The organism is Clostridium sp. AF37-5 (genome assembly GCF_003477605.1).
Classification (GTDB): Bacteria; Bacillota; Clostridia; order Lachnospirales; family Lachnospiraceae; genus Eubacterium_F.
Genome location: NZ_QUDR01000005.1, coordinates 37,660 through 55,195 on the forward strand (window position 1 = coordinate 37,660; position 17,536 = coordinate 55,195).

15 protein-coding genes and 1 other annotated feature are annotated in these 17,536 nt (G+C 42.1%); all 15 genes read right to left on the reverse strand.

The window, feature by feature from the left end:
* Window positions 1–10: 10 nt before the first annotated feature.
* The gene (locus DW019_RS15370; protein ID WP_118442677.1) at window positions 11–580 is read right to left on the reverse strand and encodes an aminodeoxychorismate/anthranilate synthase component II; all 570 of its coding nucleotides are present in this window, start codon (window positions 578–580) and stop codon (window positions 11–13) included.
* Window positions 577–2,043, reverse strand: coding sequence for an anthranilate synthase component I (gene trpE / locus DW019_RS04650; RefSeq protein ID WP_118442678.1), 1,467 nt, complete (start codon window positions 2,041–2,043; stop codon window positions 577–579). Before trpE ends, DW019_RS15370 begins: the two co-directional genes overlap by 4 nt.
* 112 nt (window positions 2,044–2,155) lie before the next feature.
* Window positions 2,156–2,402, reverse strand: a binding site (T-box leader).
* A gap of 46 nt (window positions 2,403–2,448) precedes the next feature.
* On the reverse strand, window positions 2,449–2,916 hold the full coding sequence (gene smpB / locus DW019_RS04655; RefSeq protein ID WP_022376544.1) for an SsrA-binding protein SmpB: 468 nt from the start codon (window positions 2,914–2,916) through the stop codon (window positions 2,449–2,451).
* Between the two features lie 13 nt (window positions 2,917–2,929).
* A complete protein-coding gene (gene rnr / locus DW019_RS04660) occupies window positions 2,930–5,083 on the reverse strand; it encodes a ribonuclease R (protein WP_118442679.1) in 2,154 nt (717 codons plus the stop codon).
* Between the two features lie 113 nt (window positions 5,084–5,196).
* Window positions 5,197–5,439, reverse strand: coding sequence for a preprotein translocase subunit SecG (secG, locus tag DW019_RS04665; protein ID WP_022376546.1), 243 nt, complete (start codon window positions 5,437–5,439; stop codon window positions 5,197–5,199).
* A gap of 3 nt (window positions 5,440–5,442) precedes the next feature.
* Entirely contained in the window at window positions 5,443–6,696 is a 1,254-nt protein-coding gene (gene ftsZ, locus DW019_RS04670; RefSeq protein WP_022376547.1) for a cell division protein FtsZ, read from the reverse strand.
* Window positions 6,697–6,810: 114 nt separating this feature from the next.
* Entirely contained in the window at window positions 6,811–7,533 is a 723-nt protein-coding gene (locus tag DW019_RS04675; RefSeq protein WP_118442680.1) for a cell division protein FtsQ/DivIB, read from the reverse strand.
* 15 nt (window positions 7,534–7,548) lie between these two features.
* Window positions 7,549–8,799, reverse strand: a complete 1,251-nt coding sequence (gene murA / locus DW019_RS04680; RefSeq protein ID WP_118442681.1) for a UDP-N-acetylglucosamine 1-carboxyvinyltransferase — start codon at window positions 8,797–8,799, stop codon at window positions 7,549–7,551.
* 51 nt (window positions 8,800–8,850) lie between these two features.
* Complete coding sequence (locus DW019_RS04685; protein WP_243024098.1) at window positions 8,851–9,987, reverse strand: putative peptidoglycan glycosyltransferase FtsW; 1,137 nt, start codon at window positions 9,985–9,987, stop codon at window positions 8,851–8,853.
* Between the two features lie 21 nt (window positions 9,988–10,008).
* Entirely contained in the window at window positions 10,009–11,346 is a 1,338-nt protein-coding gene (gene murD / locus DW019_RS04690; RefSeq protein ID WP_347461360.1) for a UDP-N-acetylmuramoyl-L-alanine--D-glutamate ligase, read from the reverse strand.
* 15 nt (window positions 11,347–11,361) lie between these two features.
* Complete coding sequence (mraY, locus tag DW019_RS04695) at window positions 11,362–12,330, reverse strand: phospho-N-acetylmuramoyl-pentapeptide-transferase (RefSeq protein WP_118442682.1); 969 nt, start codon at window positions 12,328–12,330, stop codon at window positions 11,362–11,364.
* A 93-nt stretch (window positions 12,331–12,423) separates the two neighbouring features.
* Window positions 12,424–14,142: a penicillin-binding transpeptidase domain-containing protein gene (locus DW019_RS04700; protein ID WP_118442683.1), complete on the reverse strand. Its 1,719-nt coding sequence runs from the start codon at window positions 14,140–14,142 to the stop codon at window positions 12,424–12,426.
* A gap of 71 nt (window positions 14,143–14,213) precedes the next feature.
* Window positions 14,214–16,076, reverse strand: coding sequence for a penicillin-binding transpeptidase domain-containing protein (locus DW019_RS04705; RefSeq protein WP_022376554.1), 1,863 nt, complete (start codon window positions 16,074–16,076; stop codon window positions 14,214–14,216).
* A gap of 34 nt (window positions 16,077–16,110) precedes the next feature.
* Entirely contained in the window at window positions 16,111–16,566 is a 456-nt protein-coding gene (locus DW019_RS04710; protein WP_022376555.1) for a septum formation initiator, read from the reverse strand.
* Window positions 16,567–16,577: 11 nt separating this feature from the next.
* Window positions 16,578–17,519: a 16S rRNA (cytosine(1402)-N(4))-methyltransferase RsmH gene (rsmH, locus tag DW019_RS04715; RefSeq protein WP_118442684.1), complete on the reverse strand. Its 942-nt coding sequence runs from the start codon at window positions 17,517–17,519 to the stop codon at window positions 16,578–16,580.
* Window positions 17,520–17,536 lie beyond the last annotated feature (17 nt).

The following is a 17,536-nucleotide window of genomic DNA, read 5'->3' on the forward strand; positions in this document are numbered from 1 at the left end:
TCACTCCAATCTAATGTATTTTCAAAAAATTATTTACCAGTGTCATCCCCTGCGGGGTAAGAATTGATTCCGGATGGAACTGAAGTCCGTATACCGGATATTTTTTATGGCAGACTGCCATGACTTCATCATTTTCGTCTTTGGCAATCACCTGTAACTCATCCGGCATGGAAGCAAGGTCAGCAATCAGTGAATGATATCTTGCCACCGGAATCTGTTTGTCCAATCCCATAAAAATAGGGTTTTCGTTATCAATCGTTACCACACTTTGTTTTCCATGCATTAACTGTTTCGCATGACAGATTGTAGCGCCAAACACTTCACAAATTGCCTGGTGTCCAAGACACACACCAAGAATTGGAAATTCACCTTTTAACTGCCCGATTACTTCCTCACAGATACCGGCATCTTTCGGATATCCGGGACCCGGTGACAAAATAATGTGCGTTGGCTTCATCGCCCGAATTTCATCAATGGTGCATTCATCGTTGCGGACCACTTTGATATCCGGCTCAACTGTTCCAAAAAACTGCACCAGATTATACGAAAAGCTATCGTAATTATCAATTAGAAGTATCATGGTTTCAGCGCCTCCTTTGCATTTTCAATCGCAAGCATCACAGCCTTTGCTTTGTTGGCTGACTCTTCGTATTCCATCCGTGGTTTGCTGTCTGCCACGATACCGCCGCCTGCCTGAACATAAACTTTACCATTCTTTTTCACTGCCATACGGATGGCAATGCAGGTGTCTAAGTTTCCACTGAAATCAATATATCCAAGCGCTCCACCGTAAATGCCGCGCGGTTCTTTTTCCAGTTCATCAATAATTTCACAGGCGCGGATTTTCGGTGCTCCCGATAAAGTTCCCGCCGGCAATACGGAAGCGATGGCATCCAGCGCATCCTTATCTTTGCGGATATTGCCTTCCACCTGTGAGCAGATGTGCATGATTTTGGAATACTTGTGAATCATTTTGTATTTGGTCACTTCCACCGAACCAAACTCAGAGATTCTTCCCAAATCATTTCTTCCCAAATCCACTAACATGTTGTGCTCCGACAATTCTTTTTCATCGGATAACAAATCTTCAACAAGTGCTTCATCTTCTTTTTCATCATTTCCTCGCGGTCTTGAACCGGCAACCGGGAATGTGATTAAACGCCCATTCTCTAAACGAACCAAAGTTTCCGGTGAGGTACTCATGATTTCTACATCTTCCAAATTCATATATACCATGTATGGTGACGGATTCGTTGTCCGTAGCACACGGTATGGATGAATCAGACTTCCCTCATAATCACTGGAAAAGCGTCTTGATAAAACTGCCTGAAAAATATCACCATCGTAAATATATTCTTTTGTCTTTTCAACAATCTTCGTATATTCATCTTCTGTGACATTGCACTCAAATTTCACTTTGTCATAAATTGGCTCTTCCGGAATCCTCGACTCATCGCGAATCAAAGCAATCATTCCTTTGATATCCGCTTTTGCCTTTGCATAGTTGGCGGCAATATCACCATCCGCCCGGACATTTACAATGAGGACAATTTTTTGTTTCAAATGGTCATAGGCAATCACCTTATCAAACATCATCAAATCATAATCCTCAAATTCGCCCCGCTTAACCGAGAGTTTCTTTTCCGCCTGAGCAATCATCGCATAGGCAAAATATCCGACAAACCCACCGGCAAATGGTGGCATTCCTTCAATCTTAGGAGCTTTATGCTCTGCTAAGATATCTCTTAATATCCGGAAACAATCGTCTGTCTCAACCGTTTTTGTCTCCTGTCTTTGTTTTATCGTTACTGTATTTTCCCTGCAGGAAACCCGCATAACAGGGTCATATCCGAGGAACGAATACCGTCCCCATTTCTCTCCTCCCTCAACACTCTCTAACAAGTAATAATTCTTTTTTCCTGCCGCGATTTTTCTTAATAACTGAATCGGCGTAACCAAATCGGCAAAAATTTCTTCCTGAATCGGTACTAAATCGTACCCTTTTGCCAGTTCTTTCACTTCTTCTAACGTTTTTGTTGTCATACTTACCTCCATTCTAAAGCATTTATCGCTTTTTGGAACGGTGTGATTGAATCAGAAGTATAATCAGTAATCTTAGGAAATAAAAAAGCTCTTATCCCTATCCTTCTTCGGATATAGGGACAAGAGCTGTAAATTCTCCTGCGGTACCACCCACATTGATTACAAAGTAATCCACTCAATCATGCACCATCATGCATTCCTGTAGATAACGGTCCAGGTTTCCGTCAGCGTCTACTCTCAGACTTGATTTCAAGCTGCCCTCCCGAGTCCATTCACTGTCCACTGGCTATTGCCTCGCACCTGCCGGCAACTCTCTGAAAACGACATAGACACCTACTATTCTCGGTCAACGGTTTTTCCATCTGCTACTAATATACTCTCATTTTTTTTTGATGTCAACATTTTTTATAAATTTTTCACTTTAAACTCCCGTTCTGCCGCTCGGCGCTGATCTTTTTTAGCAATATCCTGACGTTTGTCATATAATTTTTTACCTTTTGCCAAAGCAATCTCGACTTTTATCAAACTTCCCTTAAAATATACACTGAGCGGAACTAACGTATAACCTTTTTGATTCATCTTTCCAATCAGTTTACGAATCTCATATTTGTGAAGCAGAAGTTTTCTTACACGCAGCGGATCTTTGTTAAAAATATTTCCTTTTTCGTACGGATTGATATGCATACCGTAAATCTGCACTTCATTATTTTTGTCAATCCGGATAAATGCCTCCTTAATGCTGCAATGCCCCTGCCTGACGGATTTCACCTCCGTGCCAACAAGTTCTATACCTGCTTCATACTTTTCTTCTATAAAATAATCATGCCATGCTTTTTTATTATTTGCAATTAATTTGCGTGTTTCTTTTCCCATGCTTTTTTCTCCTTTATTCACTGTCTTTTGGCGAATTATCGGCAATCGCAAAATCAATCGTTCTGGTCAGCCGGTCCGCTCCAATCACACGAATCTTTACGGTTTGCCCCATACTATATTCTTTTCCGGAATAATGCCCAATCACGCGGTACTTTTCCTCCTGATATTCGTACTGGTCATCATCCATATCCGCAAGGCGAATCATTCCTTCCACCGTGTTGTCAAGTTCTACATAAATTCCCCACGACGTGACACCGCTGATAATTCCCTCATACATTTCTCCGATATGAGCCTGCATATATTCTACCTTTTTCATTTTATCCACTTCACGCTCTGCCTCATCAGCAAGACGCTCACGGTCGCTGCATCGCTTTGCAACTCCCGGCAAAATGGATTCATAATGGGCAATTCTCTTTGGGGAATGTCCATACCGCAAATTCTCTTTAATAATTCGATGAATCTGCAAATCCGGATAACGGCGGATTGGCGAAGTAAAGTGACAGTAATACTGCGTCGCCAGACCAAAATGTCCGGTGTTTACCGTTGTATATTGTGCCCGCTTCATTGCCCGCAAAGTCAGACGGCTCAAAAAAGCCTCTTCCTTAGTTCCTTCTATTTCCTCAATTAATTTTTGAATTTCCCACGGATGAATCTCTCCCTGGCTCAGTTTGATATGATGTCCAAAGCCAGCCGTCATGCGCGCTAAATCCTGAATCTTCTCCGCATCCGGATATTCATGTGTACGATATAAAAACGGAATGTCCATCCAGAAATATTCTTCTGCCACAACCTGATTTGCCGCCAGCATAAATTCTTCAATTATTTTGGTTGCAATATTTCTGTCGTATGGCTCAATAGCAACCGGATGCCCTTTGTCATCTAATTTTATTTTACACTCCGGAAAGTCAAAGTCAATGGAACCTTTCTTTTTTCTCTTTTTGCGAAGAATCAAAGCCAGTTCTTTCATTGACTCAAACATCGGCACAAGTTTCTCGTACCGCTCGCAGGTTTCTTTTTTATGGTTGGTAACGATGTCATTCACATCCGTATAACTCATCCGCTCATTCACACGAATCACCGTCTCCGCAATACGGTGGGATTTCACCTGTCCCTTTTTATCAATTGTCATCATACAACTTAACGCCAGACGATCAACACCCGCATTTAACGAGCAAATTCCGTTGCTAAGTGCCAACGGAAGCATTGGTATTACGCGGTCGACTAAATAAACACTTGTCCCACGATTGAGTGCTTCTTTATCAAGCGGCGAATGTTCCGTGACATAATGGGATACATCCGCAATGTGAACACCAAGTTCATACTCACCCTCTGCCGTCTTATTTAGCGTAATCGCATCATCCAAATCTTTGGCATCTTCCCCGTCAATGGTGACGGTGTCCTGATTTCTTAAATCCACACGTCCACCAATCTCAGACGGCTCCACAACAAGTGGAATTTTTGCCACCTGTGCCATCACTTCATCCGAAAATGAATCCGGCAGACCAAACCCTTTTACAATCGACATAATATCTACGCCCGGATCACTTGGCCGTCCTAATATCTGTGTCACATAACCTTCCGGACTTTTTTTGTCATCTCCGTAATCCGTAATTTCAACAACTACCTTATGTCCATTTTCTGCCTCTAAAGTCGCTCCCTTTGGAATATAAATATCCTGATTCCATTTCAAATTATCCGGTAAAACAAATGTGATTTTTCCTTTTCTCTGAAACGTTCCAACAACTGTATGAATGGCACGTTTCACAATCTGGATTACCTCGCCTTCCGGCCGTCTTCCAGACATCCAGGCACTCTTTTTCAAAAGAACTTTTACTAAATCACCATGAAAGGCATGGTTGCAATAAGGTTCCGGAATGAAGATATCTTCTTTCTGTCCTTCCACTCTTACAAAGCCAAATCCTTTCTGGGTTGCCATAAATTCTCCAACAACAATATTTTCCTCCGGCATTCCGACAAGCCCCCTGCGGTTTATTGCAATTTTTCCTTTTGCAATAAGGCGGTCAAGAACCTCATGAAATTCTCCTCTCTGTTTTTTCGGAACATTCATAAGTGCTGCCATTTCTTTTATTTTCATCGGGCGGTAATGTTCATCTTCCACAAAAGATAAAATCATGTGTTCCCGCTCGTGCATTCTTTCTTCCTGCATTTTATTTCTCCTCATATCTCTATTTCCAAAGATAAAACAAAACACCTCCTCAAACTGCTGTGAGGAAGTGTCTTACTTTGTTATCGTATGCCTGATTCACAAACAAATCTTTTTTAGTCTAACCATGAAGTACAAAGAACTACCGATAATACAACAAATAATACGGCAAGTACTCTGGTGATTTTAACAAGCATTCCCTCCTGGGAACGACCTTTGTTCTTTGACCAATAACTGTCTGCAGCACCGCTCAAAGCGCCAAGACCTGATGTTTTACCTTCCTGCATTAATACTACAATTACGAGTGCAATACAAATAATAATATATGCTACTGTCGCAATCATCTTCAATGTTGACATTTTTTAGTCCTCCTGTTTCTTATTAGTAAGGAATGTAGGAATCTTAATATCATCCATTCCCTGTTTGTCATTTGACATTGGATTTGCAATTCCACGGCTCACTACCGGCATCTCTTCTTTTACCGCTTGACGTTCTGTGGCTCTTGTCGGAGAAACTCCGGAAACCTGGCTTTTCTTTGCCTGACTGTTAAATCCATCTAAAAAGCTCAAACCGCTTTTCTGTGGAGTCGTTTGACGATTTTTCAAAAAACTTGGTGTACCAGATGCACCAAAATTGGAACTGAAAGCGGAAGCAGGTTTTGATTCCTGATCAAGTCCGGTTGCAATTACTGTAATCATAACAGAATCCGAACTTGTCTCATCATACATGGCACCGAAAATAATTGTTGCATCTTCTCCTGCCAGTTCCTGAACATAAGTAGCAGCCTCATTGGCTTCAATCAGACTAACCTCACCGGACACATTAATAATAACATGTGTTGCGCCGTCAATGGATGTCTCCAGAAGCGGACTAGTGATTGCCTGTTTCACAGCATCGATGCACTTCTCATCGCCCTTACCTTCACCGATACCAATATGTGCAATTCCTTTATCTTTCATTACTGTTACAACATCGGCAAAGTCAAGATTAATCAGTGCCGGTGTGTTAATCAAATCGGTAATACCCTGAACACCCTGCTGTAATACTTCATCTGCTTTTTTCAATGCCTCAGGCATCGTCGTTCTTCGGTCGCAGATTGCAAGCAGTTTATCGTTTGGAATTACAATCAGTGTATCCACGCACTCTTTGAGTTTCTCAATTCCACCGAGTGCATTTTTCATACGTATTTTACCTTCAAAATTAAATGGCTTTGTGACGATACCTACCGTCAATTTACCCATATCTTTTGCAATTTTAGCAACAACAGGTGCTGCACCGGTTCCGGTTCCACCACCCATACCGCAGGTAACGAATACCATATCGGCATCTTTTACAATCTCAGCTAATTCATCACGGCTCTCTTCTGCAGCCTTCTCACCGATTTCAGGCTTTGCTCCGGCACCAAGTCCCTTTGTCAGTTTTTCCCCAATCTGCATACAAATCGGTGCCTTGCAGCGTTTCAAAACCTGCTTGTCCGTGTTAATACATACAAACTCGACACCTTTGATGCCCTCATCTATCATTCGATTCACGGCATTATTCCCAGCTCCACCAACACCAATTACAAGTAGATTCGCTGTTTCATTCTCTGCCTCACTCGTCATAATCTCTAACACAACAGTTCCTCCTTCTATATTCAATAGAAATCATTATGCACAGTCACATATAATTATATAATACGTTTTTTTGCATGAATAATCAAGTACAAATTTACAAAAATAGCAACTTATTCATTTTTGGGGCTGTTTTAAAATGACATCACCGCCAACTTTATAATTTCTCAAATCAATTTCGCCGGTCTGTCCGTTTTTCTCAACCTTGGCAAGCACGCTCGACAGCGCAGAAATTTCTTCATCATAATTCTCTTTTTTACCAAGAGACACCTGAATTTCACCGGCGTACAGATAAGCTTCGTTCTTACTGTCAAATACAACTTTATCCCAGTTCACGTTATAGTGCTTAAAAAGATTTGCCAAATTTAAAATCTGGTTTAAAAGGGAATCATCTTCCATCTGCACTTTTGAATATAACGTAAAAGTCGTCAGATTCTTCGTCTCAAACAAAGGAATCTCCTTTACGGCTTTGTCCGAGCTTTGCAGTACAATACCATCTTTATCAAAGTAAATATACTGGTTCGAATACGCAATTCCTGCCACAATGCTTTTCTCATACAGTTTAATATGAATCTCATTCGTAGACGGATAATTCACTTCATATTCACGTACAAATGGCAAATCCGGGGTTAACGATAACTTCTGCATAAGCCAGAATGTCAAAATATTTTTCTCAAATATATTTGACTGGAATTTTTCTTTCATTTCACGGCTGCTGTAATAGGTGTTTCCCTCAATCGATACTTTTTTCACACGAAAGAAAAAAGCACAGAATAAGAGTATCACAACAACCGCTCCGATTACCCACAGTCCTTTATGACTTTTCCTTTGTTCTTCCATTGAAGCCATCCTTTCTCACAAACATTTTTTTGCTCGGATTCCAATCTCACTGACACGGGAAACTAAATTTTCATAACCGCGCTCAATCAGATTTTCCTGCTCAATCCGGGTTTTTCCATCTGCCATTGCTGCCGCAACCACAAGTCCCGCTCCGCTTCGCAAATCCCATGCTACAACATTTGCCCCGTGAAGCTTTGTCACGCCAATAATTCTTGCACGGTTACTTACAAAATCAATGTTAGCCCCCATTTTATGAAGCTGCCCAATCAGACGGAAACGGTTTTCAAACACTTTTTCCTCTATCGTACTTACCCCGTTTGCTTTTGCCAAAACCGGAAGAAGCAATGACTGGTCATCCGTAGGAAATGCGGGATATGGCCCGGTAGCAACGTAAGAAATAGCTTTTGCCGGTCTTTTTTTCTCTAACCGGACATAGTGCTTTTCTCTTGTCTCCTCGCCACCCAGACAATGCCAGATTTCTCTTTCCTTTTCGCCAAACAAATCCTCAGACCTTAAGGTAAGACTGCCGCCGCAGCCCGCCACTAACATGGCAAAGGTAAAAAACACAATCCGGTCACCGCATACAGTCCACGGAACACCGCAGAGTTTCTTCTGTCCCACAATTCGGATTCGTCTGGTTCCCTCACCAAAAATCTTTGCTCCTGCCACTTTTAAAAAGCGGCACAGTTCTACAATTTCCGGTTCACGTGCAGCATTTCCAATGATGGTTTCTCCCTCTGCCAAAGAAGCTGCTAAAATAATATTTTCCGTTGCTCCTACACTCGGAAATGGAAGTTGAATATGTGCACCATGAAGTGGTGTTATACACCGGCAAATCATCTTATCTTCCTCTTCCACAATCTCTGCTCCCATTTTCTGAAAGGCGTGAATGTGAAAATCAATCGGACGCTTTCCAATCGAACAGCCTCCCGGATAAGAAATTGTCACCTCACCAAATTTTGCAAGACATGCCCCCATTAACAAGACAGAAGCTCGCAGTTCTTTTACGGCATCCTGACAAATCACCGTCTTGTCGAACGTATGCGAATCAATCATCACCTGGTGTCCTTCAACCAAAACGCTGCCCCCTAATTCTTCCACTAGAGACAGCATCACTTCTACATCATGAATTTGGGGACAATTTGTGAGCATCGTCTGTTCACCGCATAAAAGCGCAGCCGCAATCAGCGGCAGGGCTGCATTTTTACTACCCTGTACCACGCTTTCTCCATGTACGCATTGTCCGCCCCATATTTCAATCGCCATAAAGTCACCACATCAATACGTTCTCAAACTTATTGTATGCCTGCTCGTGCCTTACGTGCTTTTACATTTTGTGGAAATTCCGAGAACCAGGCCCATTTCCGCCATCAAAATCATGACTGATGTACCACCATAACTAATAAACGGAAGCGGAATTCCGGTTGATGGCATAGAGTTCGTAACAACGGCAATATTAATGACAACCTGGGCCGCAATGTGAATCATGACGCCGGTGCAGATAAGACCGGAGAACAAATCCGGTGATGTCATGGCAGAATTCAAAATACGCCACATCATAATGACAAACATTATGATGACAATTCCGGCACCAATCATGCCAAGTTCCTCACATATAATAGAAAAAATCATATCGTTATGCGATTCCGGAATAAATCCGAGTTTCTGCATACTTTCACCAAGTCCGGTTCCAAATAAACCGCCGGAAGCAATGGCGTATAATCCCTGTAAAATCTGATATCCTTTTTCGGTTCCTTCTACATTCCGCCACACTTCAATACGGTCGGAACGAAATCCCGCACCAAAGGATATGTAAATCGCCACCAGTGCGGCAGCGGCAAGAAATACACCAACATACCACCATTTTTTCTTTGCTGAAACAAAACACATCCCAAACCAGATAATAAAAATAACAATCGCGGTACTTAGGTTTTCCATGGCTACTAAAACTGCCAAAAATCCAATCGGAAGAAATACGCGGATAATTCCAATTGGTTTACTCATATCCTGTGGTCTCTTTTGAATCAAATAAGCCGTTATCAAAATAACAACAATCTTCGTTATCTCGGATGGCTGAATGGAAATTGGTCCGATAAACAGCCATCGTTTCGCACCATTTAATTCTGCCCCTACAAACAATACTGCCAATTGAAGGACAACGGCAACCAGATACAAAAAAGTCACAAACCGCATCCGCAGTAAAGGCAGTCGTTTCGTAAACAGCCGGTAATCAAATTTCGCAACAATTAACATCGCCACGACACCAACAATAACACCAACTGCCTGTTTTTTAAGAAAATAAGCAGAATCCCCATATTTTACCTGCGACGTATAGGAACTGGCACTGTAAATCATCAGCATACCAAATCCAACCAGACACAGCGTAATCAACAGCAGACTGTAATCAAATGAACTCTGTTCTGTTTTGCCGGCTCTTGCCCTTTTCTTATTCACAGCAGTCCCTCCTGACTCCCTTTATAAATTTCGAACATACTCTTTAAACAAAGTTCCTCTCTGCTCGTACGAATCAAACATATCCCAGCTCGCACAAGCCGGAGATAACAGCACCGCATCACCTTCGGATGCAAGTTCTGCACCACGTGATACCGCCTCCTGCAAAGATTCAACAAACTCGTAATCGGTAAATCCAAGTTTCTCAGCAGTCTTTGCAATTTTATCTTTGGTTTCACCCATAAGCAAAAGTTTTTTTACTCTGCCGCCAAAACTTTGAATCCACTCATCGAATTCGCCGCCTTTATCATAGCCGCCGCCAATCAGGACCGTCGGTTTGCTCATCGACTGAATTCCCTTAATCGCAGCATCCGGATTCGTTCCTTTCGAATCGTTATAATAATCAACACCTCTTACCGTTTTGACAAATTCAACACGGTGCTCCACCGCCTGAAATTTCTTTACAACAGAAAGAATCGTATCCATCGGAACGCCTAATTTTCTTGTAATTAAAATAGCCGCCATAATATTTTCGCAATTGTGGTCACCCGGCAGATTGCACTCCGACATATTCATCAGAACCTCACCTGTTTTGGCGTCCACAATATCTTTATTGTCATTCTGGTACAAACCATTTGCAATCTTTTGTTTACTGCTAAAGAATGTCACTTCACAAGGCATTTCTTTCGCACTGTCACGTAAAACGTCATCCTCATAATTAAGTACACACAAATCCTCTTTTGTCTGATTTTTCGTAATGGATAATTTTACCCGTATGTACTCTTCCATTGTTTTATGCCGGTTTAAGTGGTCCGGTGTAATATTCAAAACCGCACTCACAACCGGATGGAACGTATCAATCGTCTCCAACTGGAAACTACTGATTTCTGCCACCGTAACCGAATCGGCAGCGCTTTTCTCCACTTCTTTCGTATACGGATTACCAATATTTCCGACAACAAAAACTTTTTCTTTGTAAGCTTTCATAATCTCACCAACAAGCGTTGTTGTCGTTGTTTTACCATTTGTTCCGGTAATTCCTGCCACAACTCCTTTTTCACAGAGAAAAGCAAGTTCAATCTCACCAATGATTGGAATGTTTAATTCACGCAGTTCACTTGCCAAATCAATATCCAACGGAACACCCGGACTAAACACCGCACAGGCAAAACCGGCAAGTTCCTCTTTTGTCATTTTGCCAAGAAAAACCGGTGCGTCATAACCGGACACATCCAAATCTTTTTTTCCGTCAAACAAACTGACCTTAGCGCCCATATTTTTCAGCAGTTCATATGCTGCCATGCCACTTTTTCCTAGTCCGGCAACTAATACTTTTTGATTCTCTAAATCCATTTTATTCATCCCTTCTCCGGTAAATTACAATGCCATAATACCAACCAGACATAATAATGCTGTAACAATACTAAATGCTGCTACAACCTGTGTCTCTGAATAACCGCACAACTCAAAATGATGATGAATTGGCGCCATTTTGAAAATTCTCTTTCCGTGAGTCAGTTTAAAATAACCAACCTGCAAAATAACAGAAAGGACTTCTACCAGATAAATCAAGCCGATAATCACAATAAATAACGGCATATGAAGCATCAGCGCAGTGGAGGACACAAAACCACCAAGGGCTAACGAACCGGTATCACCCATGAAAACTCTCGCGGGATATGTGTTAAACAGTAAAAATCCCAAAAGACTTCCTACCACGGCTCCTGTAATCGGTGTCATTGATGGATTCAGACTCAGTGCAGCAATCGTAAAGAATGTTGCTACAATTACGGTTACACCGGATGCCAGACCATCTAAGCCATCGGTAAAGTTTACACCATTTACCGTACCAAGTACGACAATAAAAACAAAAATGATAAACAGCCATGTTGGCATAACGAATCCATCTCCGCTTACAAACGGAATTTTAATGGATGTATCCAAACCGGCAATTTTGAAGTAATAGTAAATAAATACACCGGTCACAACAAACTGCAATGCCATCTTCTGCAAAGGAGTCAACCCAAGCGAACGTTTTTTTACCACCTTGATGTAGTCATCCAGAAAACCAATCAGACCAAAACCAAGTGTCATAAATAAAACGGGAAGAATTTCCGTAAATTTGCCAATATAAATTAAGGAGGTCAGCAAAATACTTGCCAAAATCACAAGACCACCCATTGTCGGTGTTCCATTCTTTTTCAAATGAGACTGCGGTCCTTCTTCACGCTCGGTCTGTCCAAACTTTAATTTCCTCAGAAAAGGAATCAAAATCGGGCAAAATACCACGCTGATTAAAAAAGAAATTATAACCGGCATAAACACACTAAGACTTAGATTATTCATTCATATCCACCTCTTCTTATCTTATTAAGTACGTCAACGCACGTGTCTATTTTATACCATTACGAGCCTTACCGCAAGCACTTATTCAGCAAATCAGTTTTTGCATAAATAAGGGAGAATGTTTTCAAACAGCGCAGCAATTGCCGGTGCTGCCACAGTACCTCCATAGTATAGGCCCTGCGGTTCATCAATCCGCACAAGTGCAATAACTTTTGGATTCTCGACCGGAGCAAAACCAATGGTTGACGCAATATATTTTCCATTGCCGCGCGGAAGTTTCTCACTTGTTCCGGTTTTTGCGCCAACGGAAAACCCTTTCACAGAAGCCTTATGTCCGGTTCCTTCTGAAACAACCTTGCCAAGTGCCATCCGAATCAAATCCGAAGTTTCTTTTGAGACAACACGCTCTTTCTTTCCGTATGAAAAATGTTTCATATGACTGCCATCGGCACTAACTGCGCTGACACCGAAATGCGGTGTAATGGAATACCCTCCGTTTATCATGGAACCTGCAAGGCTTACAAGTCTGATCGGTGAGAGCTGGAAGGACTGCCCAAAAGACATCGTTGCCAGTTCAACTGCTCCAACATTTTTCTCTTTATGTATAATGGTCGACGCCTCCCCCGGCACATCAATCCCCGTCCGATTCATCAAACCAAAATCCGACATCTTGCGAAAAAAGTCAGACACACCAACTCGTGCACCCACTTCAATAAAAACCGGGTTGCACGAATTCATAATACCATCTAAAAAAGTCTCGCTGCCGTGTCCGCCTTTTTTATGACAGCGTATCCGTCTGTCTTCCACTATTTTATAACCGGGACAGTGAAAGCGGTCTGTCATCTTTACAACACCTTTTTCGAGTGCTGCCGCCGTTGTCAGTATCTTAAATGTGGAACCCGGTTCGTAAGTATCCGACACACAAGGGTTCCGCCACATGGCATTTCTCTTTTCGCTTTTTTCCTTTGCCGGCATTTTATTCAAATCCCCGGGAATCCGGTATGGGTCATTTAAGTTAAATTCCGGTGCCGATGCCATTGCATAAATCTCTCCATTCTGAGGATTCATAACAATAATATCCACGCTTTTCGCCTGTTTCTTTTTCAGCAGATAATTGGCTAACTGGTCCGTGTATTCCATCACCGGTAAATCAAGACTGGTATTTAATGTCCAGCCCGCCACCGGCTCAATGCGGTCTTCGGCTCCATTTTCAATTTCCGTACCATAAGCGGTCGTCATTGTCAAAATCGATCCATCCAATCCTTTTAAATATTTTTCATAAGATACTTCCAAACCGATAATTCCCTGATTATCACCGCCGGTAAAACCAAGCACCTTTGATGCCAGCGAGTCATAGCGGTACTCTCTTTTATAGTCCTCATCGACGGTAACACCCGCCAATTTGTAATTTCGTATCCGATCCGAAGTTTCCTTATCCACGTTCGATTTGATTTTTTCACGCAGAGAAACCTTCTCCACTTTTTTCCGAACCTCTTTCTCGTCTAACATCAATTCCTTCGACAAAAGGGTTATCACCCGTTCCGGCTCTTTCATCTGACTGTGGATTACGGATATAGTCGATACGGACCGATTTGCCGCTAATACATTGCCGTGACAGTCCTTGATTTCTCCTCGTTCCGCCTTAATCTTTCGCTCACGCTCATGAAGTTCCTTCGCCTGTACTCCATAATAATCCGCTTTTCCTATCATGAGATAAAAAAGCCTGCCAAGCAGTGTTAAAAGTACAAGCACAAAGAGAAAAAATACCAACCCCATTGACTGACGTTGGTATGTTCGATGTCGGTTTTCCATAAACAAGCTCCCGATTTTCTCATTATTACAGTGTATTGTATGGAGAACTCAGATATGCCCCATCATCATTCCTATTCTTGTTTCGCATCCTGCTTTGTTTGAGACGAAGAAGCATATTGTCCCAAAAACGGAAGAACACGTTTCATCACCTTCGACGAAAATTCGGTCGCATAGGTAGAGTGCGCCTGGTCTTTTACATGAGGCTCATCAATAATCACATAATAAGCCACTTCCGGGTCTTCTGCCGGCTCACAGCCAATAAAGGAAACTAAGTACTTCTTTGCCGATACCGGTCGTTTTTCCGCCGTACCGGTCTTTCCGCCAATGGAATATCCTTTTACCTGTGCCGGTGCCGCAGTTCCTTCTTCTACCGTTGATTTTAGGTAACTTCTTAATTTCGAACTGGTATCCTCACTCGTTGTTCGTTTCACAACAACCGGATCAATCGTTTTTACCACATCACCATTACTGTTCTGAATTTCTTTTACCAAATGCGGCTGATAATAATTTCCGCCATTAATCAGGGATGAAAAACCACTGAGCATCTGAACCATCGTAACCGTCTGCGTCTGTCCAAAACTACTTGTCGCCAATTCTACCGGATTCAATTCTTCTTTCGTGTGAATCAAACCGGAAGTTTCACCCGGCAGATCTACACCGGTGCGCTGTCCAAATCCATACAATTTGTTATACTTACTAAATTTATTTCGTCCCAATCCAAGTCCGATATCCATAAGGGCTGCATTGCAGGATTCCATCAGAGCATGACGCAAATCTAGCATGCCATGTCCATTTCGGTTGCTGCAGTGAATTTCTCTGTCAGCCACTTTCTTTACACCGTTACACTGAAATGTGGATTTTCCGGAGATAATATTTTCATCTAACGCCGCAGCAATTGTAAACGGCTTAAATGTAGAACCCGGCTCATAGGCAGAGCCAACGCAAAAATTCGACCACATAGACAGAAGATTTTCGTTTTTCTCTTTGTCTGTCATCGCTGCAATCTTCTGTTCCGAATACATGGACGCCAGATTCTGTGGGTCATTCAAATCAAATGTGGAGTTGGATGCCATAGCAAGAATTTCTCCATTTTTCGGATTCATGACCATCATCGCAATCGTCTTCGCACCGGTTCCGTTCTTTTGGAAATCCGCAATTTCATCCTCTATAATTTTCTGCACATTGGCATCAATCGTGAGAACAACCGAATTGCCGTCTTTTGCTTCTTTAATGGTTCGCTGTAAATTCATATTGGAATCAAAATAACCATACTCTCTTCCTGTCGTTCCATTCAAAACGGAATTGTACTGTTCTTCCACACCGTAAGTTCCCTGATTATTTGAATTCATAAAACCAATAATACTTGCACCAACGGTTTTCAGCGGATAATTTCTTTTGTACACTTCCTCAAACCAAACGCCCTCTAAACGCTCTTTTTTTATCTGCTTTTTGAACTTGTCCACCTTTTTTGCAGGCAGTTCCTTTAAACCATCAATATGCTCGTACATCGAGTTTGGCTTTTTCTGAATTACTTCTTCCACAACAGACGATGCCACGCCAAATGTTTTTGCAATTGCATCTACCGTTGCCTGTTTTTTCTTTTCATCTTTGCCAAGTGTCCGTGGCTCTAACACCAAATCATATTTGCGCACGCTGACTGCCAATGTAGTATTGTTACGGTCCTTAACATCACCGCGCTGGTAATTCAACACCGTATTTGTATATGACTGCTGCGAAAGTGCCTCTTTGCGGTAACGGTCTCCATCCTTACTGTTGATGCGGTAAATCTTAAACAACAACACCCCAAAAGTAAACAAACAAACGCAAAAGACGAGAAATACCGTAATACACATTTTTCTGCTAAAACGTTTCGGCTTTCCTCTTCTTCTGCGTCTTCGATAGGAGTATCGTCCTTGATTATACTGTGTAGCCATATCTTACTCTCCATTCCGGTTGTGCTTTTCACAATTATTCTGCCGGAATATCCCCATGAGTGCGAACCTGCGTACTCTTCCGGCTCTCATAAGTATCCATCTGGTTTTCACTTGCTGCCACCATACCAAGCTGTTTCGTTGCTTTATTATAAATGGCAGTCAAATCAACCGAGTCGTCCAATTCTTTCTCGGCAGTTGCATTTTTCTTTTCCATTTCAACTACTTCACTTTGCAATTTTACCACACTTTTATTCAAATAGGTAGACTGAAATTGCAAACGCAGATAAAAGATACCGGCAGCCATTACAACAAAAAAAGTAAGTGCTGTCAGTAACACAGCAACTTTATCAATTTTTGCCTTCCGTTTTGGTCTTGGTCTGGAAACGGGTCTTGTCTGTCTCCTTCTCTCGTAATCATCCTCCCTGCGCGGCATTACCTCAATGTTCGGTGCCGCACTCCCATATACGTATGGCGTTCTCTGTGTTGCCATGTAACTTCCTCCTAACTTTCTATTTTTTCAAACACTCTTAATTTCGCACTTTTTGAGCGTGTATTTCGTTCTAATTCCTCTTCTGATGGAAGAATCGGTTTTCTTGTAACAACTTTTCCTTTTGGTTTCTTTCCACAGACACATACCGGGAAATCCGGCGGGCAGGTACATGGATTTTCCTGCTTCTTAAAGCTTGTCTTTACCATGCGGTCTTCCAATGAATGAAAGGTGATGATGCTAAGTCTTCCTCCATCACAAAGCAAATCAATCATGTCGTCAAGCGCCTGTCTTAACACATCCAATTCGCGGTTGCATTCAATTCGGATTGCCTGAAAGGTTCTCTTTGCCGGATGGCTTTTTCCGTTTCTTGCTTTCGCCGGCATAGAAGTGCGTATTAAATCGACTAATTCCAAAGTCGTCTCAATCGGTTTTTCTTTTCTTTGTCTGCAAATGTTTCTCGCAATATTTCTTGCAAACCGCTCCTCGCCATATTCTTTGATAATACGGAAAAGTTCGGATTCCGGGTATTCATTTACAATGTCTTTGGCAGTTGTGCTCTGCTCTCTGTCCATCCGCATATCAAGCGGTGCATCTTCCCGATAGGAAAATCCCCTCTCGGCATTGTCTAATTGATAAGAAGAAACACCTAAATCTAAAACGATGCCATTTACTTTTGGTATCGACAACTCCGAAAGCACTTCTTTCATATGTACGTAGTTGCTTTTTACAAAAGTTATTTTTTCCTCAAAAGGTGCCAGTCGCACGCGTGCCGCAGCAAGTGCCTCCGCATCCTGGTCGATGCAGATTAAACGCCCCTTGTCTCCTAATCGCTTTGCAATTTCATACGAATGACCGCCGCCACCGGTTGTACCATCAACATAGATTCCATCCGGACAAATATTCAGACTGTCTATGGTTTCTTCTAACAGAACCGACACATGCTTAAATTCCATAACTGCCTCCTTGCCTG

What these genes read in the sequence shown, in the direction of transcription:
- rsmH (WP_118442684.1), bottom strand. Translation starts at nt 17,519, where the DNA reads ATGGAATTTAAGCATGTGTCGGTTCTGTTAGAAGAAACCATAGACAGT.
- murA (WP_118442681.1), bottom strand. Translation starts at nt 8,799, where the DNA reads ATGGCGATTGAAATATGGGGCGGACAATGCGTACATGGAGAAAGCGTG.
- secG (WP_022376546.1), bottom strand. Translation starts at nt 5,439, where the DNA reads ATGTCAACATTGAAGATGATTGCGACAGTAGCATATATTATTATTTGT.
- DW019_RS04705 (WP_022376554.1), bottom strand. Translation starts at nt 16,076, where the DNA reads ATGGCTACACAGTATAATCAAGGACGATACTCCTATCGAAGACGCAGA.
- DW019_RS04675 (WP_118442680.1), bottom strand. Translation starts at nt 7,533, where the DNA reads ATGGAAGAACAAAGGAAAAGTCATAAAGGACTGTGGGTAATCGGAGCG.
- DW019_RS04710 (WP_022376555.1), bottom strand. Translation starts at nt 16,566, where the DNA reads ATGGCAACACAGAGAACGCCATACGTATATGGGAGTGCGGCACCGAAC.
- DW019_RS04700 (WP_118442683.1), bottom strand. Translation starts at nt 14,142, where the DNA reads ATGGAAAACCGACATCGAACATACCAACGTCAGTCAATGGGGTTGGTA.
- rnr (WP_118442679.1), bottom strand. Translation starts at nt 5,083, where the DNA reads ATGCAGGAAGAAAGAATGCACGAGCGGGAACACATGATTTTATCTTTT.
- murD (WP_347461360.1), bottom strand. Translation starts at nt 11,346, where the DNA reads ATGAATAAAATGGATTTAGAGAATCAAAAAGTATTAGTTGCCGGACTA.
- mraY (WP_118442682.1), bottom strand. Translation starts at nt 12,330, where the DNA reads ATGAATAATCTAAGTCTTAGTGTGTTTATGCCGGTTATAATTTCTTTT.
- smpB (WP_022376544.1), bottom strand. Translation starts at nt 2,916, where the DNA reads ATGGGAAAAGAAACACGCAAATTAATTGCAAATAATAAAAAAGCATGG.
- trpE (WP_118442678.1), bottom strand. Translation starts at nt 2,043, where the DNA reads ATGACAACAAAAACGTTAGAAGAAGTGAAAGAACTGGCAAAAGGGTAC.
- DW019_RS15370 (WP_118442677.1), bottom strand. Translation starts at nt 580, where the DNA reads ATGATACTTCTAATTGATAATTACGATAGCTTTTCGTATAATCTGGTG.